The following is a 19942-nucleotide window of genomic DNA, read 5'->3' on the forward strand; positions in this document are numbered from 1 at the left end:
ACGACGCAGATATGATTCCGTAACTACAGGCGAATATTATGACCCCCTGTCCATCAGCATCCGGCCCGCAGCGCTGCCGTAACGGCGGCACTGACATTTTTACGCCGCTCCAGGCGAACAAGGTGGCACACCATCCGTGCTATTCGGTGAGCGGGCATCATCACTTTGCCCGCATGCATCTGGCCGTCGCGCCGGCCTGTAACCTGCAGTGCAATTACTGTAATCGTAAGTACGATTGCAGTAATGAATCGCGGCCGGGCGTGGTTTCCGAGCTGCTGACGCCGGAGCAGGCGGTAGCGAAAGCGCAACTGGTGGCGCAGGCGATTCCTCAGCTGTCGGTGATCGGCATTGCCGGACCGGGCGATCCGCTGGCCAATATCGGCCGCACCTTCAGAACGCTGGAGCTGCTGCGCGCCCGCATGCCGGATATCAAACTGTGTCTGTCCACCAACGGTCTGATGTTGCCCGATGCGGTCGATCGGCTGATCGAGATCGGCGTGGATCACGTGACGGTCACGCTCAATACGCTGGATGCCGCGATCGCCGCGCAGATCTATGCCTGGCTGTGGCTGGACGGGGAGCGCTATACGGGGCGCGCGGCCGGCGAAATCCTGCTGGCGCGTCAGCAAGAGGGGATTCGCAAACTGACGGAAAAGGGCATTCTGGTTAAAATCAACTCGGTGTTGATCCCGGGGATTAACGATACAACCATGTTCCGGGTTAGCCGGCAGGTGCGTGAGTGGGGCGCTTTTTTACACAATATTATGCCGCTGATCGCCCGTCCGGAGCACGGCACGGTCTTCGGTCTCAATGGGCAGCCGGAGCCGGACGCCGCCGCTCTGACGGCGGTGAGAGGGCGTTGCGCGCAGGTGATGCCGCAGATGTCGCACTGCCAGCAGTGCCGCGCGGATGCTATCGGTATGCTGGGAGAGGACCGCAGCCAGATGTTTCCGCTCTCTGCGCTGCCGCCCCGGCCGCAGCCTTATCTGCCGTTGCTGCGCCAGCGCGCCCGGCTGCATGCCAGCCTCGTCTCGGGCGGCGAGTCGGACGAACCGCAGGCCTGCCTGGTGGCGGTGGCCTCTTCGCGCGGCGACGTTATCGACTGCCATTTCGGTCACGCCGATCGCTTCCAGATTTATAGCCTGTCGGCGGCGGGCGTCATTTTGGTAAATGAACGCTTTACGCCTAAATATTGTCGCGGCGCCGGCGACTGCGAGCCGCAGGACAGCGAGGCGCGCCTGGACGATATGCTGGCGCTGCTGGCCGATGTAAAGGCGGTGTTCTGCGCGCGTATTGGCTATGCGCCATGGCAAAAGCTGGAAAGCGGCGGCATCGAGCCCTGCGTGGAGGGCGCCTGGCAGGACGTGTCGGATGTCCTGAGCCGCTGGTGGCGGCAGCGCCGGCTGGCCGGGGAGGATGAGAAAACAGAGAAGGGGGCTGCCTGATGATTACGTCGGAGTTGTGGTTGCGGCGCTTGTTGTCGCTGCATGATGCCGGTAAATCCTGCCTGCCCGAACAAATGGGGCTTGACGATGACGCGTGGCGCGAACTGGTGCGGCGGCTGACGTGGCCGGCGCCGCGTCCGGATGAGAAACGGGATCGGCGTCAGGCGTTGATGAGCGAACTGCACGAGGCGCGCCATGACGAGCGGGAGCAACTGGCCGGCTGGCTGCGCCAACATATGGCGGCGGGCGCCGGTCCGATGCACCTGATCGTCGCCAGCGCGTCGCTGGCCTTTAACCATCTGTGGCAGGATCTGGGGCTGTCTTCGCGCACCGAGCTGCGGTTATTGATGGGCGACTGTTTTCCGCCGCTGGTCGCTATGAACGAACACAACATGCGCTGGAAAAAGTTTTTCTATCGGCAGCGCTGTCTGCAGGAAGAGGGCGATCTGGTGTGCCGTTCGCCCACCTGCGACGACTGCGGCGAATGGTCGCTGTGCTTCGCGCCGGAAGCCTGAACCGACGCCGGGCCGCTTATTCGCCGGCCGGCGTCAGGCTGGCGGGCAGCACCATCACCGATACCCGTTCGCCCTGCACCTCGCGCTGCTCGACTTCCTGCCAGCCCAGCCGGCGATAAAAACGCTGGCAGTCGGGCGTATAAAGCCAGATGTCGGCGGGCTGCCGCTGGCGGAAGCTGAGGACGCAGGCGCGGATCAGGCGGCTGGCGACGCCGTGCCCGCGCTGGGCCGGCAGGGTATAGACTTCGCCTAACCACCACTCGCGCTCGGGCCGGTCGGCCAGTTCATAGCGAATGATGCTGGCCGTCGCCAGCAGCGTACGCGGCGGGTCGAGCGCCAGCATCACTTCGCTGCCGCCAGCGGACTGACAGCGCCGCCACAGCCGGTCGGCTATGATATTCGGCGCGCGCCAGGGAGCGAAATCGCGCCACTCGTCGTGCAGATGTCGACTCAGTTCGTGCAACAGATCGGCTGCTTCGCGCAGCGACAGATAGTAAGGCATGGTGCTCCACGGCAAGAAGAGTAGGCGGCCCCGGCCGCGATTGATATATCCCCGTCATCCCTCAGGTTGCGGGGGCGTTGGCCGCGCGCAATTATTCGGCCCGTCCCTGCGCGTCGCCCGCAAAGGGCCAACGCGGCGCGCCGTTCAACACGATAACGTTTTGTCCGGCGACGCGAGCGCTCCAGGGCATCGCCTCCACTATATTCCGCGATGCGGCAAGACGGCAAGCGGACGAATTCGTCGGCGGCGCCTGATTCCCCGTTCTCCGCGCCGCGGCCGATGCGGGCCCGCCGGTCGGCGCGGGGATGACGAAACCGGGAGAGACGGAAAATGCCGGCGCGGCTGACGATGCGCGGCGGCGCGCTTTTCTGAGCGCTGGTTGCGGCGCGCCGGCCGGAGTATCCTGTTCCCCTGTTTTGTTGTCGCCCGTCCGATAAATGTCGACGCCGCCTGTCCGGCGTGATGTGGCAACGCGCGGGGAGGATACGCGTTATGATCGATGAAAACCGGCTCATTCAGTCCGTCGAGCGGGCGATGACCCTGCTGGAGGCGCTGGCGCAGGCGGGCGGGGAGCTAAGACTGGTGGATTTGACCCGCCGTCTCGGGCTGAATAAAAGCACCCTGCATGGTTTACTCAATACGCTGGCCGCCATGGGTTACGTTACCCGGCACGGCACGCGTTACGCGCTGGGGCTTCGCCTGCGGGAAATCGCCCAGCCGCTGGCCGATAGCGACGCCGGACTGCGCACGGCGTTCGCGCCGGTGCTGCGTTTGCTGGCGCAGCGCAGCGGCGAAACCTGCTATCTGGCCGTGCCCTGCGGTACGCGCGAATATTTGTATATCGACGCGCTGGAAGGCGAGAATACGCAGCGCGTCGCCAGCCCGCGCGGGCGGCGAGAGGGGCTGACCACCTCCGCCATCGGTAAAATATTTCTGGCTCATAACCCGGACCTGGTGCGCAGCCTGCGCCGCGCCGCGCTGATGTCGCCGGCGCTTGAGGAGGAGCTGAAAATCATCGCCAGACAGGGCTATGCGCTGGATCTGGAAGAGGCGGAGCCCGGCATGAACTGCATGGCGTTGCCGCTGCGTCAGCAGGGACGGGTCGTGGCGGCGCTGGGCGCCGCCGGCCCCGCCGGACGGCTGAGTCAACGCGTGATGATACGGCTGGCCGGCGGGATCATGGCCTAAAGTTCGACTATCACGAACATTTGCCTCGCGTTCGGCCGGGAGGCTTCCCGCTGCCGCCATCTGTCGCCATTATCGAAGACTCTGTTGATAGCGAGGAGTCTTCCCATGTTCGAATCCATTTCCCGACAGGTCATTCAGCGCGCCCAGGAGCAGGCGCGCGAACAGGGCTTTGCCGTGTCCATCAGTGTGGTTGACGACGCAGGACTGCTGCGCGGCTTTCTGCGCATGGACGATGCGGCGCCCGGCACCGTCGACGTGTCGTTAAAGAAAGCGCGCACCGCGGCGTTGTTTCGTACCGACAGCATCGAACTGGGGTCGGAAGCCCGGCCGGGCGGCGCCATTTATACGCTGGAGTCCACCAACGGCGGTCTGATCAGTTTTGGTGGCGGGGTGTTGCTGTATGACGAAAAGGGCCGGGTCATCGGCGCGGCCGGCGTGGCGGGCGCCACGGTAGAGGCCGATCAACGCATCGCGCTATGGGCGGCGGGGCGTCTATGACGCGGCCTCGCGCTATCCACCCCGGCGTGCTGGCGTTGGCGGTCACCGCGTTCGCCATCGGCGTCGCCGAGTTTATCGTGGTCGGCGTACTGCCGTCGATAGCCCAGGATCTTGGCGTGCCGCTGGCCCGCGCCGGCGGACTGGTCGGGCTGTATGCGCTCGCGCTGGCTATCGGCACGCCGATTGTCGTGCTGGCGCTGGCGAGATTGCCGCGTAAGCCGCTGTTGCTTGGGCTGGTGACGGTGTTCATGGCCGGCAACCTGATTTCGGCGTTGTCGACCAGCTATTCGATGCTGCTGACCGGCCGTATCGTGACCGCGGTAGCGCACGGCAGCTTCTTCGCCATCGGCGCCACGGTCGCCGCCCGCCTGGCGCCGTCCGGTCAGGCCAGCCGCGCCATCGCCCTGATGTTCGCCGGCCTGACGCTGGCGATGGTGATCGGCGTCCCGCTCGGCAGCCTGATCGGCAACGGCATCGGCTGGCGTTTACCGTTCTTCGCGGTGGTGGCGCTGGCCGCGCTTTCCCTGCTGGCGACCGCGCTGTGGGTGCCGTCGCTGGACACGCCGGCGGCGGGGCGCGCGCTGAATCAGCTGACGGCGCTGTTTCAGCCGCCGATACTGATGATGATGGCGGTCACGATTCTGGGGTTTGGCGCCAGCTTCGCCGCCTTCACCTTTATTACGCCTATTCTGACCGGTATCAGCGGCTTTTCATCGAACAGCGCCAGTCTGCTGCTGATTGTGTTTGGCGTAGCCACGCTGAAGGGCAACCTGGCCGGCGGACGGCTGGCGGCCAGCCTGGGGTGGCAGAGCGCCCTGCGGCGGATGCTGGCTCTGCTGCTGCTGACGCTGATCGCGCTGGCGCTGCTGATGTCCTGGCGCCTGCCGATGATCGCCGTGCTGTTTATCTGGGGCGTGCTGGCCTTTGGCATGTCGCCGGGCTTTCAGGCCGGTATGCTGGCCACCGCTTCGCGCTATACGCCCGGCGCGGTGGATTTCGCTTCGGCGCTGAATATCTCGGCGTTTAATCTGGGGATTACGCTGGGCGAAACGGTCGGCAGCGCGCTGGTCGCCCGCGACCAGATGGCGCTGACGCCCTGGGCGGGGGTGGCGCTGACGATCATGGCGCAGGCGCCGCTGGCCTGGCTGGCCCGGCGGGACAGAAAACAGCCGGCGAACGCCTGACCTGGTCAGGGATAACGAAATACGTCAGGCGCATCCGCGAGCGGCGGCGCCTGACGCGATAGAATCGCCGCCGGCGCAGTGAATGTGTAAACGTGCGATTAGCCATATTCAGCCCGATCTTTTCGTCCAACGCGTTAATGCCCGACGCCGGAATTTGAGCGCCGTCGGATATTTATCGCCCCGTGTGAAAGCGGCGCTCGCCGTTGTCAGGCGCTGAGAGATCCCCGGCTTCCTCGCCCTCGCGCCAGACCCGCCGCACCGCGTTCCATCTTTGCTCCATGGATAAGACGTATCTCATTGACCGGAGAATTTTTCCCCGGCTAGACTGCGCGGCAGATCAGTCTGAAAAAGGGAATACCGTGCTGTCGTTCAATGATATTTTCACCACGCGCGCGATGCTGAGGGGATATTTACAGCAGGGCAATTATGCTGCGCTGAGCGCATTTTTAGATAACGCCAGACGGCAAATGAAGGCGAACCGCGACGCGTTCGATTATCTGTTCTTCAGTTCGCTCGGTTTTTTGATCGATGTGCGCGGCACAGATAGCCGGCATATCGCGCAGCAACTGGTAGACTGGCACGACGCGCAGCCGGATGTGGGCTATCCCTGTCAGCTATTGGCTAATCACTGGCTGAATATCGCGTCGGAAGAGCGGGGCGGCTACTACGCGGAGTATGTGTGCCACAACCAGTGGCAGCGCGCTTATGTCAGTAATGAACTATTGTTCTACTGGGCGGCGAAAGCCATTTCGCTCGATAAAGATTGCGCGCCGCTATATCTGCATCTTCTGATGGCGTCCGGCCATTTCTACCAGCCGGCCTGGTTTCTCAATCAGCGCGAGCCGATCGTGTTCACGCTCAGCAGCTACAGCGATGAAGCCGTGCGTTTCGTGCGGCAGCAAGGCGGCTGGCCGACCCATCCACAGCCCTTTATTACCGGCCTGCCGCCCGCCAGCGATGATGAGGAGGATTTCCCGCCGCGCTATTGGCTGGAACGCGTGCTGGAATGCGATGCGCAGAACCTCAGCGCTCGCAAGCAGCTGATCTATTATCTGTATCCTCGCTGGTATGGCGACGATAAACACAAAGATATCGATAACTTTATCGCCAGCGACTACTGTCGGGCGCTCTCGCCGCAGCAGCGTAATGTACTGCTGCGCGAGAAAGAGTATGACTCCGTCAACAACCCGGGAAACTGGCCCGCCAGTAATAAGAGCCGGGCGGTACTCAAACTGGATGAGGATTTTCGCAAGCTGTTGAGCCTTGATATGTCCACCTGGGACAGGATCGACGGTTATCTGTACTATGCCGGCATGTGCAACGCCTATTTGCTGGACGCAGAGAAGCAGTTCTATAAGCTGAGCAGCCATTTCGCCCGCCGTATTTACGACAGTCTGACGTTGATTCTGGCCAGCGGCGAGAACTGGCAGATCTTCAATTACAGCGATCTCATCCTGACGTGGTTAAGCGAGATCCTCGCTTACCCGGAATACGGCGTCGACGATTCGCAACATTTACTGCAGCGCTGTCTGGAGATGACGCAGGGGCAGGGGGACGGCGCGACGGAACGGGCGCTGTGCGCCTTCGCCGGTTTTTCGCCGGCGTTGGGCCTGCGCCTTCCTCTGCCGGCGGAGACCTATCTTGAGCGCCTGGTCGCTACCGGCGAGCGCATCGACAGCGCAATGCTGGAGACCATCCTTCCGCGCCTTATCGGGTTGGGATCGGCCGGAGACGCGCGGCGTTTTCTGCAGGCGCTGGCCGGGCGCGATGTGATGAACGCCGCGCTGTTGCTGAACGATATTTATGGCGGACGCCAACCCTCTCTGGCCGCAAAGCTGGAGATTGCGCCGGCGGCCGACCGGGCGGATCAGTATCTGCAACAGGCCTGCCGTCAGCATTCCGCCGCCGCGCTGTTTCTGAAGAGCCGGGTGCTGGAGGATCGGATGGACGCCGCCGCCGATTCGGCGGAGAAAAGCGCGTTGCAGGCGGCGCGTTGCGAGCTGCTGCGCAAGGCGATAGCGGCCGGGCATCCGGTCGCGCAATATGACTATGCCTGCGCGCTGGTCTGGTCGGACGATGAACGGCAGATTACTCAAGCGTTGCGCCACGAATGCGCCGCGGTGTTGCTGGAGGGGCGGGTGAGCTGGGAACAGCTGGCTTATATGGCGTATGTTTACGCGTTTGCCGCGCTTAACGCCCGCGGGATGGAAAAGAACTACTACCTGGCCCATCTGTGGATTGAATTCGCGCAAAAGTGGGATACCGACAAGGCGTACACTGATTTCCAGTTATGTATGAAGCAGTCTTTCGGCTTCGATTTCGTGTTTAAACGGCGGGCGAAGAAAGACCAGCAGCGGGTGCCGGAGTGGATGTCCGGGTTAATTGAAAAGGTGATGCGTAAATAAACTGCGACAGACTATCCCGATGAAGGAGGGAATATGCACCTGACAGGATGGATCATCATGTTCATCTTTGCGATGATCGGGCGTTACTTCATGCAAAAGAGAATCAAGAAAGCGACGCGCGTGCCGCTGCCGCGCAGGAAGTAACCGCCTGCGCGCGAACTCGGCCGGGCCCTGCGCCCGGCTTTTTTCGTCTGCCGCCCGGCGGACTCAGTCCGGCGCCCGAAAGGCCGGCCCCATCGGCATCAGGCGCAGTCCGTCGGGCAGATGTCGCCAGGGAAGCGTGGCCAGGTCCACCGGCATAAAGCCGGGCGCGGCCGCCACGATAATCCCGGCCGCGATGGCGGAGAAATCCGCGCGAAAATGTACCGCGCTTTTAACCACCAAAATGTCCTGCTGCGTAGGCTCAATACCGGCGAAGCGGAACATCGACTGATCGGCCATCTGCGCCTTGTGGGTGCTGACCACCACGCGTACGCCGTCGATACGCAGGCAGGCGCTGGGCCCCAGATCCATCTCGAAGCCGCCGAAATAGGGGCCGGTCGCGCGAAAACGGCCGGTCAGAATACGCTCCACCTCAAAGGTGGCGTTGAACGGCGGGTCGTCGCGGCGGCCGGAACGGCCGCCCAGTTCCAGCGTGAGCTGGCTGCCGGCGCCGGCAGCCAGGATGCGCGCCATCGCGGCCGGATCGACCATCAGGCCGAGGGCGGCGTTGCGCGCCTGATTGCGCACCAGCGCGCGCAGCATGCCGGTGGTGTCGGAGTTGCTGCCCGCGCCCGGGTTGTCCTGCGCATCGGCGATGACGATAGGGCGATGGCCGGCCGCGGCCTGCGCCATGGCATAGCGCACCGCGTCATCCGGCGTATAGGTTTTATCGGTGAAATGCGCTTCCGCCGCGCATACCGACTGATATAACCGATCGGCCAGTCGCTCCGCCTGCGCCTGCTGCGGCGCATAGGCCCATACCAGCGGCGTGCAGCCGTCGAAATCCGCCGCCGGAAAGGCCATGGTGAAGGAGAGGTGCGTGTGCGGATCTTCCAGCGTCTGCAGTTCGCGATACAGATCGCCGGCCGGCGCCGTATCGGTGCACTGCCAGCTGATGGGAATCAGGAACGGCACGCGCCGAGCCGCTTTGGCCGGCGGCCGGCCGTCGGCGATGCGGCGCATCAGCAAATCCCAGGCGCGAGCGCCGGTTGCCGCCATATCGACATGCGGATAGGTACGAAAAGCGACCAGGTAGTCGGCCTGATCCAGCATGGTCTGCGTGACGTTGGCATGCAGGTCCAGGCTCGCCACCAGCGGAATGTCCGCGCCCACCAGCGCTCTGACGCGGCGCAGCAGTTCGCCTTCGCCGTCGTCGACGTGTTCGGCCACCATCGCGCCGTGCAGATCCAGATAGACCGCGTCCACCGGCAGCGCCGCCCTGATGCCGTCGAGGATCAGCCGCACGATGCGTTCATAGGCGTCTCGGGTCACCGGCCCGGAAGGGCTGGCCGCCGCCCACACAGTGGGGATGAGCTCGGCGCCGTGCGCCAGCGCCTGTTCGACGAAGCCGGCGGCCGGGATATTCTTGCCGCGGATCGTCGGCCATACCGTCTCTCCCTGCACCATACCCGGCCAGCCGCCGCCGTGTTCAAACATCTGCCAGTCGGCGGGACTGGGAGCAAACGTGTTGGTTTCATGCTCAAAACCGCCATATACGATACGCACTGTTTTCTCCTCACTGTGTTGGGCAAACGCCCGTCTGAGTCCCGCCCGCGATGCACTGCCTGAGGGCGTCCGCGCCGGCCGGAATGCGTCAAAACGCACCAGCAGTGCGCAAAGCGCCGCTTTACCCTGGGCTGAGAGTTGGAACAAAAATTGCTTTTACTTTAGTCGTCGATTGTCGACAACATCGATTGAGAGCATAACGCCATTTCCACCCATTGATCCAGGAGCTTTACATGACCCGTTTGAAGTTACCGCTACAGCGCTACGTCCGCTATGCGTTAATGGCAGCATCGTTAGGATTCAGCTCGACAATGGCTCAGGCCGAAACCATCAACGCGGTGATGCACGCCAGTTTACGCTCGCTGGATCCCAACATCACCACGGCTTACATTGTGCGCGACTACGCCTACATGGTGTACGACACGCTGCTGGCGCTCGACGCCGACAACAAGGTACAGCCGCAGATGGCGGAGAAATGGGATGTCTCGGCCGATGGAAAAACCTATACCTTCGTGCTGCGCGACGGCCTGAAGTGGCACGACGGCCAACCGGTGAAGGCCGAAGACTGCGTGGCGTCGATACAGCGCTGGGCGCAGCTGGATAAGCTGGGGCAGGTGATGAACAGTCTGCTGGACGGCATCAAGGTTATCGACGACAAAAGCTTCGCGATGACCTTTAAACAACCGACCGCCATCGCCCTGCAGGCGTTGTCCAAATCCAGCGGCGTAGCGCCGTTCATGCTGCCTAAGCGCCTGGCCAGCCAGCCGCCGGGCGAACCGATCAAAGAGGCTATCGGCTCGGGGCCGTTCAAATTCGTCGCCGGCGAATACCGACCCGGCGTCCAGGCGGTGTTCGAAAAATTTGCCGACTATGCGCCGCGCAGCGAACCGGCCAGCGGACTGGCGGGCGGCAAGGTGGCCAAAGTGGACCGGGTGAAATGGATCTCGATGCCGGACACCATGACGTCGGTGAACGCGCTGCTTTCCGGCGAAGTGGATTTCATTGAGGACCTGCCGATGGATCTGCTGCCGATGCTGGAAAACAACGACGAAGTCACGCTGACCGAATATAAACTGCAGGGCTCGCAAAATGTGGCCCGGCTGAACTTCCTGCAGCCGCCGTTCGACAACAAGCTGATCCGTCAGGCGGCGCTGGTGGCGATGGACCAGGAAGCGGTGCTGCAGGCGCAGAGCGGCAATCCGAAATACTACCACACCTGCGCGGCGTTCTTCGGCTGCGATACCCCCTACGCCAGCGACGCCGGCGCGGCGGATCTGGTGAAAGGCAATCCGGCCAAAGCCGCGGCGTTGCTGAAGCAGGCCAACTACGACGGCACGCCGATCGTTATCCTGCACGCCACCGATGTCCAGTCGCTGGCCGCGATGCCGCCGGTGTTCGCCCAGGCGCTGCGCCAGGCCGGTTTTAAGGTACAGTTGCAGGCGATGGACTGGCAGACCGTGACGGTGCGCCGGGCGTCGAAAGAGAAGCCGGCCAACGGCGGCTGGAATATCTTCAGCACCTATAACACCATCGCCGATATTTCCGATCCGGTGGGCTCGATCACCGCGGCGGCCAATGGGCCGAAGGCCTGGTTCGGCTGGCCGGATTTCCCGGCGGCCGAGGCGCTGCGCCTGAAAATCGCGCTCAGCACCCGCGAAGAGGAGAAAAAGGACTACGCCGAACAACTGCAGAAAATTCTGCTGGATGAGGCGGCCGCCATTCCTTTGGGCGAGCGTTCGGTGGTGACGGCGCGTCGCGCCACGGTTAAAGATCAGGTGAATACCACGGTGCCGGTGTTCTGGAATATGACCAAAAACGGTGGCTGAGTCGGGCGACGTCCGGTCTCGCCGGGCGTCGCGCCCGCTTATTCCCGATATATTGAACAGGTAATGACTATGCCAGGATTTATTTTACGACGTCTGGCGGCGACGCTGCCGGTACTGGGTATCGTGGCGATCATCGTTTTTATGCTGTTGCGCCTGACCTCGGGCGACCCCGCGCTGATCCTGGCCGGCGACAGCGCCACCCCGGAACAGCTGGATAGCATTCGCGCCACCATGGGGCTGGATAAACCCGTGCTGCAGCAGTTTGTCATCTGGGCCGGCGGACTGCTGCGCGGCGATCTGGGCGTTTCGCTGATCTCCGGCCTGCCGGTATCGTCGATGATCGCCGATCGCTTTGGTCCTTCGCTGGCGCTCTGTCTTTCGACCATTATCGTCGCCGTCGCCGTGGCCATCCCGCTCGGCATCGCGGCCGCCTGGCGTCAGGGTAAGCCGCTGGACCGCATCATCATGGCCGGCTCGGTGGTCGGTTTCTCGGTGCCGGTGTTCATCTTCGGCTATACCTTGATCCTGCTGTTCGCCCGCTGGCTGGGCTGGCTGCCGGTGCAGGGCTATCGGCCGCTGAGCGAAGGCCTTTGGCCGTTTGCCGAGCGGCTGATCCTGCCGACGCTGGCGCTGAGCACCGCCTATATCGCGCTGATCGCGCGTATCGTGCGCACCAGCGTGATCGAGGTGATGGGCGAAGACTTCATCCGCACCGCGCGGGCCAAAGGCCTGAAAGAGAGCGGGGTGCTGTTCAATCATGCGCTGCGCAACGCGGCGGTGCCGATCGTCACCATTATCGGCGTCAGTATCGCCATGCTGATCGGCGGCGTGGTGGTGACCGAGTCGGTGTTCAATATTCCCGGCCTGGGCCGGCTGGTGCTGGAGTCGGTGCAGGCGCGCGACTACCCAATCATTCAGGCGCTGATCCTGATTTTTTCCGCCCTGTATATCGTGATTAACCTGATCATCGATCTGCTCTATGCGCTGATTGATCCCCGAATCCGCTACTGAACCGACAGGAGAGTAAACGATGAGTTCAGAAACCGTGATCGAGGCGCCGGCGGCGCCGGGCGGACTGGCGGCTCAACTGCGCGCCAGTCTGCTGAGCTGGCCGGTGCTGTCGGCCTGTATTGTCTTGCTGTTGGTGATTGCGCTGGCGCTGCTGGCGCCGTGGGTCAGCCACTGGAATCCGATCGATATCGATCCGTCGCAGCGGCTGAAGCCGCCGTCGTCGCAGCACTGGCTGGGTACCGATGCGCTGGGGCGCGATATCTTCTCCCGCGTGGCTTACGGCGCGCGCCAGTCGCTGGTGGTCGGCATCGGCGCCGTGTGCATTAGCGTGCTGATCGGGCTGGTGATTGGCGTTATCGCCGGCTATTTTCGCCTGGTGGACGCGGTGGCGATGCGCGTGATGGACGGCCTGATGGCGATTCCCGGCATTTTGCTGGCCATCGCGCTGGTGTCGCTGTCGGGCGCCAGTCTGTTTACCGTGCTGGTCGCCATCTCCATTCCTGAAATCCCGCGGGTGGTGCGCATGGTGCGCAGCGTCATCATGGGCGTGCGCAATGAATCGTACGTCGAGGCGGCGATTATTCTCGGCACCCCGGTGCCGACCATTATGTGGCGCCATATGCTGCCTTCCACCCTGGCGCCGCTGATTGTGCAGGGTACCTATATTTTTGCGTCCGCCATTCTGACCGAGGCGATCCTCAGTTTTCTCGGGGCGGGCATTCCGCCCGAAATTCCGTCGTGGGGCAATATCATGGCCGAAGGCCGGGTCTACTTTATGATGCTGCCGGGCATGATCCTGTATCCGGGCATCCTGGTGTCTCTGACGGTGCTGAGCGTGAATGTACTGGGCGATGCGGTGCGCGACGCGCTCGATCCCCGCATGGCGAAACGGTTGTAACTCTGGGCGCTAACGCAGGTTGACTGCAACGGGAGAATTCATGAAGCAAACTCAATCCTCTGACGCGGCCCCGGTACTGGATGTGCGTGCGGTGACCGTGAAAACCGGCCGCGCCGGCGAAGGCCGCGCGGTGGTGGAAAATATTTCCTGGCAGGCGTACGCCGGCGAAACCGTCTGCATCGTCGGCGAGTCCGGCTCGGGCAAATCGGTGACGTCGCTGGCGGTTATGGGGCTGCTGCCGGACGGCGCGCTGAGCGTGACCGGCGGTAGCATTCTGGTCGACGGCGAAGACGTGGTGCAGGCCGGCGCGTCGCGCATGCGCGCGCTGCGCGCCTCGACCATCGGCATGGTGTTTCAGGAGCCGATGACCGCGCTGAATCCGGTGCAGCGCGTGGGTATGCAGATCGATGAAGTGCTGCGTATTCACACCCGCCAGCCGGCACCGGCGCGCAAAAAACAGATTATGGCGATGCTGGCGGCGGTTCATCTGCCGGATATCGAACGTATTTATCATAGCTATCCGCACCAGCTGTCCGGCGGCCAGCGACAGCGCATCGTGATCGCCATGGCGCTGATCCTTAAGCCGCGGGTGCTGATCTGCGACGAACCGACCACCGCGCTGGACGTCACCACGCAGAAGCAGATCCTGACGCTGATTAAAGAGCTGCAGCGCGACCAGCAGACCGCGGTGATCTTTATTACCCATGATTTCGGCGTGGTATCGGAAATCGCCGACCGCATCGTCGTGATGAATCGCGGCGCGCTGGTGGAAAGCGGCAGCCGCGATGACATCCTGATGCGGCCCGCCGAGCCGTACACGCGCATGCTGGTCTCCTCGGTGCCCAGCCTGTTGCCGCGCCACACCGAGCGGCCGCAGGCGCCGGACGCCATTGAGGTGGTCGGGCTGGATAAGATCTACGAAGAGAAAAAATTTATGGGCCCGACCCGGCGCGTGGTGGCGGCCAACAACGTCAGCTTCCGCATTCGTCGCGGCGAGGTGCTCGGCGTCGTGGGCGAATCGGGTTCCGGCAAGTCATCGGTGGCGCGCTGCCTGGTGCGGCTGCAGGAGCCGAGCGGCGGCAGCATTATGCTGGGCGCGGTGGATCTGGTGAAAACCCGCGAGTCGGAGATGCGCCGGCTGCGGCGCAAAATTCAGTTCATCTTCCAGGATCCGTACCGTTCGCTCAATCCGCGCCGCACGGTGGGCGACTCGCTGATCGAAGGGCTGATTAATTTCGGCGTCGCGCGCGCCGGGGCGCTGGACACCGCCGCTAAAGCGCTGGAGCTGGTAGGGCTGTCGGCCGACGTTATGACGCGCTATCCGCACCAGTTTTCCGGCGGCCAACGCCAGCGGCTGTGCATCGCGCGCGCGGTGGTGATGGAGCCGGATGTACTGGTGGCCGATGAGGCGGTTTCGGCGCTCGATGTCTCGGTGCAGGCTCAGGTACTGGATCTGCTGGAGGATATTCGCCGGCGCACCGGCGTGGCGATTCTGTTTATCACCCACGATCTGCGGGTGGCGGCGCAAATATGCCATTCGATCGTGGTGATGCAAAAAGGCGAGATCGTCGAAGCCGGCGACGCCGTCACGGTGCTGAGCCGGCCGGCGCATAGCTATACGCGCACGCTGATTGAAGCCGCGCCCGGGCGGAACTGGGATTTTCAACATTTTTGTCCGGCGGGCGCGCAGCCCGACCTGAACGGTTAGCTCCGCGCGGCGAGACGCGCCGCTGCCCGGCTATTGGTATTTCCGCTGTTCTTCTTCAACAAGGAAAATCGCATGAATGATATACCCGAACTCTGGCGGCTGTCGGCGCAGGAAATCGCCAGCCTGGTGCAGCTGCGCGATATCAGCGCCGACGAGGTGGCGCAGGCTTGCCTGCAGCGGCTGGAACGCGTTAACCCGGCGATTAACGCAGTGGTGGAGTACCGGCCGGAAGAGACGCTGGCGCAGGCGCGCGAAGTGGACAGAAAACTGGCCGCCGGCGAGGACGCCGGTCCGCTGGCCGGCGTGCCGGTCAGCATTAAAGTCAATGTAGACCAGACCGGTTACGCCACCACCAACGGGCTGAAGGGGCAGCGACATCTGATCGCCACGCGCGATAATCCGGTGGTGGCCAGCCTGCTGCAGGCGGGCGCGCTCAGCATCGGCCGCACCAATACGCCGGCGTTCAGCTATCGCTGGTTTACCAGCAATCAGCTGCACGGCGCCACCCTGAATCCGCGCAACGCCGCGCTGACGCCGGGCGGTTCATCCGGCGGCGCGGCCGCATCGGTGGCGGCGGGCATCGCCGCCATCGGCCACGGCACCGATATCGCCGGATCGATCCGCTACCCGGCCTACGCCTGCGGCGTGCACGGCCTGCGTCCTTCGTTTGGCCGCATCGCCGCCTGGAACGCCTCCGGCGCCGAGCGCACCATCGGCGGCCAGATTATGGCGGTCTCCGGACCGATCGCGCGCAGCGTGGCGGATCTGTCGCTGGCGTTGCGCGCTATGTCGGTCGGCAGCGTCGACGATCCCTGGTGGGTGCCGGCGCCGCTGCAGGGGCCGGATATGCCGCGCCGCGCCGCGGTTTGTCTGCGCCCGGACGGCATCGACACCGCGCCGGAAATCTGTCGGGCGCTGCTGGAGTCGGCCGATAAACTGCGCGATGCCGGCTGGATCGTCGATGAAGTGGACGAACTGATATCGCTGGAGGAGGCCGTCGCCATCCAGATCGCGCTGTGGATGGGCGACGGCTATGAGAAGCTGGTCGCGGCGGCGCAGCAGGAGGGCGATCCGGGCGCGATCGCCGCGCTGGCCGGGCAGAAGGCGCTGGCGGAGAGCGTTACGCTCGCGGATTTCTCCGGGGCGCTGTCGCGCCGGCTGGGCATCGCCCGCCAGTGGGCGCAGTTTCTGCAGCGTTATCCGGTGGTGCTGCTGCCGGTCAGCGCGTCGCTGCCGTTCGCCAGCGATCTGGATCTGCAGGGCGAAGCGGCGTATCGCCAGGTCTGGCGTGCGCAGTTGCCGATGATCGGTCTGCCGCTGACCGGACTGCCGGCGCTGAGTCTGTGTACCGGCTATCTGGCCGATAATACTCCGCTGGGGATCCAGATCGTCGCCGGGCGTTTCCGTGAGGATCTGTGTCTGGCGGCGGGCGCGGATATCGAGGCGCGCAGTCCCCGTCTGCCGCTGGCGGAGTAACGGCGTCGGTCGCCCGTCCCGCCGGCGCCGGCCGTTCGTCGCGAAACCGGGCGCCGGCCAATCGTCGTGCGTTGGCGCAGACGGCGCTCGGGCGACAGGCCGCCCGGATTTAAAACGACGAATGAGGCCGCCCGGCCGGCGCCGGCGTTTAGTCGGCGCGCGCGGTCTGAGACGCGCCCTGCTGGCGCAGCCACTCGGCCAGACGCTTGCCTTCGGTTTCGTTGTGCAGCCACGCCTCGTCCGACGCGCGTCGCCCGTCGCCCGCCAGCAGCGCGTCGACCATCGGCGTGTGCTGCGACAGGATATCGGCGGGGCCGTCCGACGCGCGGGCGTTGCTGGTGGCGATATACAGGCGCACCTGCTGCTCGACCAGTTTGTACTGATGGGCCAGCCGATCGTGACCGGCCGCGTCGACGATGGTGCGGTGCAGATTGATGTCGCTGTCGTTGATGTCATTGATGTCGCCGGCGGCGCAACTGGCCTGCAGACGCCGCCAGGCCTGTTCGATGGCCGCGCGCGGCGCCGACTCGTCGCGCTCCGCGGCCAGCCGGGCGGCCAGCCCTTCCAGACTGCCGCGTAGCGTCCACAGCTCCCAGACGTCGGTGGTGGACAGCGAGGTAACCTCCCAGCCGGTGTAGGGGATCTGTACCAAAATGCCTTCCCCGGCCAGCCGCTGGAACGCGCTGCGCACCGTGGCTCTGCCCACGCCCAGCTGCCGGGCCAGCGCGGTCTCGGTCAGCCGTTCCCCCGGACTGACCGCGCCGGACAGAATATACTCGCGCAGGCTGTCGGCGGTTCGGGTTTCAATGGAGTTTTTGGTCAGAGGGCGCAGGCCAGGCGTTTTCATCATCAGGTCTTACTTGTCGGGAAAGCTGAATTATAGAAGAGGTTATTGACGATTGTCGACTCTGTGCTTGCTTTGCATTGTAATATTGTCGACAATCGTCAATGTTTGAAATGAAACAGGAAGGTGGACGATGGCAACAGGAAAAGATGACGCGAAGTCTGCGCTGGCGGGCAACGATCTGGCGACCGAATTTATCAGTATGCCGGAGCAGGAAGCGGCGCAGCTGGCGCGCGATCATTTCGGCCTCGATGGCCGGCTGACGCGCCTGGCCACCGAGAAAGACGATACCTTCCGGCTGACGGACAGCGCGGGGCGGCGGTATATTCTAAAGATCGCCAATCCCGCCGAACCCTACGACGAGATCGCGCTGCAGGTGGATCTGCTCGACTGGCTGCGGCGGCAGGACGACAGTCTGCCGGTGCCGGCCGTCGTGCCGAATCGGCAGGGGCAAAGCATGACGTCGCTCGCCGACGCCGCCGGGCAGCGGCGCTGGTTGCGGCTGCTGACGTATCTGCCGGGCACGCCGCTGGATAGCGTGGCCGCGACGGCCGCGCAGCGCGAACGGGTCGGCGAGGTGCTGGGCCGTCTGCGGCTGGCGATGGCGCGCTTCGACCATCCGGCCGCCCGCCGCACGCTGCTATGGGATGTGAAAAATCTGGCCGAGCTGCAGCCGCTGCTGGCCGCGGTGCAGGATGATCAACAGCGCGACCTGCTGCAGCGGGGTCTGGCGCGGTTTCTCAGTCTGGCGCCGCGTATTCAGGCGCTGCCGTGCCAGGTGCTGCATAATGACTTCAGCCAGTCGAACATTATTGTCGACGCCGCCAGCCGCGATTTCGTCACCGGCATCATCGATTTCGGCGATACCGTTTATACCGCGGTGGCGGTTGACGTGGCGACCGCGTTGCTCAATCAACTGCCGCGCGACGCGGCGCAGAATCCGCCGGCGGACCTGTTCAGCGCCGGCCGCGATTTACTGCGCGGCTATCTGCGCCACGCCGAACTCAGCCGGGAAGAACTGGCGCTGCTGCCCGATCTGGTGCTGGGCCGGGTGGTGGCGCGCGCGCTGATTACGCTATGGCGCGCGCAGCGTTTCCCGGATAATGCCCGTTATATTCTGCGCAATACCGAACCGGGCTGGGGGCAGTTGCGCTGGCTGCTGGACCATGCCGGCGACGCGCTGGCGCACACCTTTATTACAATGATCCCGTCTTCAGGAGAACAACATGACTGATTCTCACAATAGCCGCGGCAAAATGGTCAACGCTTTTAACCCGGATAATCTGGCGCATCTCGACGCGGCGTCGCGTAGCGCCATCGAACGGCGTATTCGTCTGTTGGGCCCGGCCTATCGTCTGTTTTATCAGCAGCCGGTGGACGTCAGCCGCGGTCGCGGCGTGCGTCTGTACGATCGCAACGGCAACGAGTATCTGGACGCCTATAACAATGTGGTCTCGGTCGGGCATGCGCACCCCAGGGTCGTCGAGGCGGTCAACGCGCAGATGGGGCGTTTGTGCACCCATACCCGCTACATTCAGGACGGGATTCTGGACTATGCCGAGCAGCTGCTGTCCACGTTCGGCGGCCGCATCGGCAGCCAGGGCCACATGATGTTCACCTGCACCGGGTCCGAGGCCAATGATCTGGCCCTGCGCATCGCGCGCCATTACACCGGTCGTCAGGGCGTGATCATTACCTCCGAGGCCTACCACGGCAACTCGTTTCTGACCGCCGGCATCTCGCCCTCGCTCGGCAACCTTTCGCCGCTCGGCGCCTGGGTGCGGCGCGTGGCGGCGCCGGATTCTTATCGCCTGTCGCCGGCGGAAATCGGCCAGCGGATGGCCGAACAGGTCGCCGCGCAGATCGACGAACTGCAGCGCCACGGCGAAGGGCTGGCGGCGTTTATCGCGGATTCGGTGTTCTCGTCGGACGGCATCTACACCAACCCCAGCGATGTGCTGGCGCCGGTGGCTGAAGTGGTGCGCGCGGCGGGCGGGTTGTTTATCGCCGACGAAGTGCAGTCGGGCTTCGCCCGCACCGGCGAGGCGCTGTGGGGCTATCAGCGCCACGGCGTCGATCCCGATATTATTACCATGGGCAAACCGATGGGCAACGGCTATCCGGTGGCGGCGGTGGCGGTGACCCATGAGGCGGTGAAGCGGTTCGGCAGCGACCAGCGCTATTTCAATACCTTCGGCGGTAATTCGGTGGCTATCGCCGCCGCGCAGGCGACTTTCGATGTGATCCGCGAAGAGCGTCTGCAGGACAACGCGCGCCAGGTCGGCGAGTTTATTCGCGCCGGGATGCGCGATATCGCCAGCCGCTACCCGCAGATTGGCGACGTGCGCGGCGCGGGGCTGTATATCGGCGTCGAAATGGTGAGCGACGCGGATCGGAAAACGCCGGATGCGGCGCTGGCGACGGCGATCGTCAACGGTCTGCGCGAACGGCGGGTGCTGATTTCCGCCACCGGTTTTTCCGCCAATGTGCTGAAGATCCGCCCGCCGCTGGTGTTTTCGCAAAACGACGCCAGCCAGCTGTTGAGCGAAACCGAAGCGGTGCTGGCGCAACTGACCGCGCGCGGCTAACGTCGGGCGCGCAGGAATGACGCCTTTCCGTTGCGGGATCGGCGTTAGCCGGCGCCGCCGCGCGGCGGCCCATCCCCCGCCCGCCGGCGAAAACAGGCCGGCGGGCGAACGTCCGATCTGCTTACATCGGCGCGTTTAATGTTATGA

16 protein-coding genes are annotated in these 19942 nt (G+C 64.0%); 13 read left to right on the plus strand and 3 right to left on the minus strand.

The window, feature by feature from the left end:
• The first annotated feature begins 38 nt into the window (after positions 1 to 38).
• Together nifB and FJU30_RS19770 are read left to right on the plus strand one after the other, a co-directional pair.
• Complete coding sequence (nifB, locus tag FJU30_RS19765; RefSeq protein ID WP_150436698.1) at positions 39 to 1445, plus strand: nitrogenase cofactor biosynthesis protein NifB; 1407 nt, start codon at positions 39 to 41, stop codon at positions 1443 to 1445.
• On the plus strand, positions 1445 to 1960 hold the full coding sequence (locus FJU30_RS19770) for a nitrogen fixation protein NifQ (RefSeq protein WP_150436699.1): 516 nt from the start codon (positions 1445 to 1447) through the stop codon (positions 1958 to 1960). The genes nifB and FJU30_RS19770 overlap by 1 nt, the downstream gene beginning before the upstream one ends.
• A 16-nt stretch (positions 1961 to 1976) precedes the next feature.
• Here FJU30_RS19770 and FJU30_RS19775 read toward each other — a convergent pair whose 3' ends face one another.
• Positions 1977 to 2462 (minus strand): GNAT family N-acetyltransferase, encoded by a 486-nt coding sequence (locus FJU30_RS19775; RefSeq protein WP_150436700.1) that lies wholly within the window; start codon positions 2460 to 2462, stop codon positions 1977 to 1979.
• 492 nt (positions 2463 to 2954) lie between these two features.
• Here FJU30_RS19775 and FJU30_RS19780 point away from each other — a divergent pair, with 492 nt between their 5' ends.
• The 4 genes from FJU30_RS19780 (at position 2955) to FJU30_RS19795 (ending at position 7737) form a co-directional block, all read left to right on the plus strand.
• Positions 2955 to 3650, plus strand: coding sequence for an IclR family transcriptional regulator (locus tag FJU30_RS19780; RefSeq protein ID WP_150436701.1), 696 nt, complete (start codon positions 2955 to 2957; stop codon positions 3648 to 3650).
• Between the two features lie 105 nt (positions 3651 to 3755).
• On the plus strand, positions 3756 to 4148 hold the full coding sequence (locus tag FJU30_RS19785) for a GlcG/HbpS family heme-binding protein (RefSeq protein WP_150436702.1): 393 nt from the start codon (positions 3756 to 3758) through the stop codon (positions 4146 to 4148).
• Positions 4145 to 5332, plus strand: a complete 1188-nt coding sequence (locus tag FJU30_RS19790) for an MFS transporter (RefSeq protein WP_150436703.1) — start codon at positions 4145 to 4147, stop codon at positions 5330 to 5332. The genes FJU30_RS19785 and FJU30_RS19790 overlap by 4 nt, the downstream gene beginning before the upstream one ends.
• Before the next feature lie 359 nt (positions 5333 to 5691).
• On the plus strand, positions 5692 to 7737 hold the full coding sequence (locus FJU30_RS19795) for a DUF4034 domain-containing protein (protein ID WP_191091649.1): 2046 nt from the start codon (positions 5692 to 5694) through the stop codon (positions 7735 to 7737).
• A gap of 207 nt (positions 7738 to 7944) precedes the next feature.
• Here the strand turns inward: FJU30_RS19795 and FJU30_RS19800 are convergent, their stop codons facing one another.
• Positions 7945 to 9444 carry a M81 family metallopeptidase gene (locus tag FJU30_RS19800; protein ID WP_150436705.1) on the minus strand — a complete coding sequence of 500 codons (1500 nt, stop codon included), beginning with the start codon at positions 9442 to 9444 and terminating at the stop codon, positions 7945 to 7947.
• A 233-nt stretch (positions 9445 to 9677) separates the two neighbouring features.
• Here FJU30_RS19800 and FJU30_RS19805 point away from each other — a divergent pair, with 233 nt between their 5' ends.
• The 5 genes from FJU30_RS19805 (at position 9678) to FJU30_RS19825 (ending at position 16363) form a co-directional block, all read left to right on the plus strand.
• Positions 9678 to 11270: an ABC transporter substrate-binding protein gene (locus FJU30_RS19805; RefSeq protein ID WP_150436706.1), complete on the plus strand. Its 1593-nt coding sequence runs from the start codon at positions 9678 to 9680 to the stop codon at positions 11268 to 11270.
• A 69-nt stretch (positions 11271 to 11339) separates the two neighbouring features.
• Positions 11340 to 12281, plus strand: coding sequence for an ABC transporter permease (locus FJU30_RS19810; RefSeq protein ID WP_150436707.1), 942 nt, complete (start codon positions 11340 to 11342; stop codon positions 12279 to 12281).
• 19 nt (positions 12282 to 12300) lie between these two features.
• Positions 12301 to 13179, plus strand: a complete 879-nt coding sequence (locus tag FJU30_RS19815) for an ABC transporter permease (protein ID WP_150436708.1) — start codon at positions 12301 to 12303, stop codon at positions 13177 to 13179.
• A 40-nt stretch (positions 13180 to 13219) separates the two neighbouring features.
• Positions 13220 to 14887: a dipeptide ABC transporter ATP-binding protein gene (locus FJU30_RS19820; protein WP_150436709.1), complete on the plus strand. Its 1668-nt coding sequence runs from the start codon at positions 13220 to 13222 to the stop codon at positions 14885 to 14887.
• A gap of 72 nt (positions 14888 to 14959) precedes the next feature.
• On the plus strand, positions 14960 to 16363 hold the full coding sequence (locus tag FJU30_RS19825; protein WP_223881648.1) for an amidase family protein: 1404 nt from the start codon (positions 14960 to 14962) through the stop codon (positions 16361 to 16363).
• Between the two features lie 148 nt (positions 16364 to 16511).
• Here the strand turns inward: FJU30_RS19825 and FJU30_RS19830 are convergent, their stop codons facing one another.
• Positions 16512 to 17213, minus strand: coding sequence for a GntR family transcriptional regulator (locus tag FJU30_RS19830; protein ID WP_150436710.1), 702 nt, complete (start codon positions 17211 to 17213; stop codon positions 16512 to 16514).
• Between the two features lie 127 nt (positions 17214 to 17340).
• Between FJU30_RS19830 and FJU30_RS19835 the strand changes: the two genes are divergently transcribed.
• Positions 17341 to 18441 carry a phosphotransferase gene (locus tag FJU30_RS19835; protein ID WP_150436711.1) on the plus strand — a complete coding sequence of 367 codons (1101 nt, stop codon included), beginning with the start codon at positions 17341 to 17343 and terminating at the stop codon, positions 18439 to 18441.
• Positions 18434 to 19795 carry an aspartate aminotransferase family protein gene (locus FJU30_RS19840; protein ID WP_191091650.1) on the plus strand — a complete coding sequence of 454 codons (1362 nt, stop codon included), beginning with the start codon at positions 18434 to 18436 and terminating at the stop codon, positions 19793 to 19795. Before FJU30_RS19835 ends, FJU30_RS19840 begins: the two co-directional genes overlap by 8 nt.
• Positions 19796 to 19942: the final 147 nt, after the last annotated feature.

The organism is Affinibrenneria salicis (assembly GCF_008710095.1).

Bases quoted from the DNA above. Each gene is read 5' to 3' on its own strand.
- FJU30_RS19830 (WP_150436710.1), bottom strand. From the start codon at position 17,213: ATGATGAAAACGCCTGGCCTGCGCCCTCTGACCAAAAACTCCATTGAA.
- nifB (WP_150436698.1), top strand. From the start codon at position 39: ATGACCCCCTGTCCATCAGCATCCGGCCCGCAGCGCTGCCGTAACGGC.
- FJU30_RS19825 (WP_223881648.1), top strand. From the start codon at position 14,960: ATGAATGATATACCCGAACTCTGGCGGCTGTCGGCGCAGGAAATCGCC.
- FJU30_RS19785 (WP_150436702.1), top strand. From the start codon at position 3,756: ATGTTCGAATCCATTTCCCGACAGGTCATTCAGCGCGCCCAGGAGCAG.
- FJU30_RS19790 (WP_150436703.1), top strand. From the start codon at position 4,145: ATGACGCGGCCTCGCGCTATCCACCCCGGCGTGCTGGCGTTGGCGGTC.
- FJU30_RS19820 (WP_150436709.1), top strand. From the start codon at position 13,220: ATGAAGCAAACTCAATCCTCTGACGCGGCCCCGGTACTGGATGTGCGT.
- FJU30_RS19805 (WP_150436706.1), top strand. From the start codon at position 9,678: ATGACCCGTTTGAAGTTACCGCTACAGCGCTACGTCCGCTATGCGTTA.
- FJU30_RS19815 (WP_150436708.1), top strand. From the start codon at position 12,301: ATGAGTTCAGAAACCGTGATCGAGGCGCCGGCGGCGCCGGGCGGACTG.
- FJU30_RS19780 (WP_150436701.1), top strand. From the start codon at position 2,955: ATGATCGATGAAAACCGGCTCATTCAGTCCGTCGAGCGGGCGATGACC.
- FJU30_RS19810 (WP_150436707.1), top strand. From the start codon at position 11,340: ATGCCAGGATTTATTTTACGACGTCTGGCGGCGACGCTGCCGGTACTG.
- FJU30_RS19840 (WP_191091650.1), top strand. From the start codon at position 18,434: ATGACTGATTCTCACAATAGCCGCGGCAAAATGGTCAACGCTTTTAAC.
- FJU30_RS19770 (WP_150436699.1), top strand. From the start codon at position 1,445: ATGATTACGTCGGAGTTGTGGTTGCGGCGCTTGTTGTCGCTGCATGAT.
- FJU30_RS19835 (WP_150436711.1), top strand. From the start codon at position 17,341: ATGGCAACAGGAAAAGATGACGCGAAGTCTGCGCTGGCGGGCAACGAT.
- FJU30_RS19775 (WP_150436700.1), bottom strand. From the start codon at position 2,462: ATGCCTTACTATCTGTCGCTGCGCGAAGCAGCCGATCTGTTGCACGAA.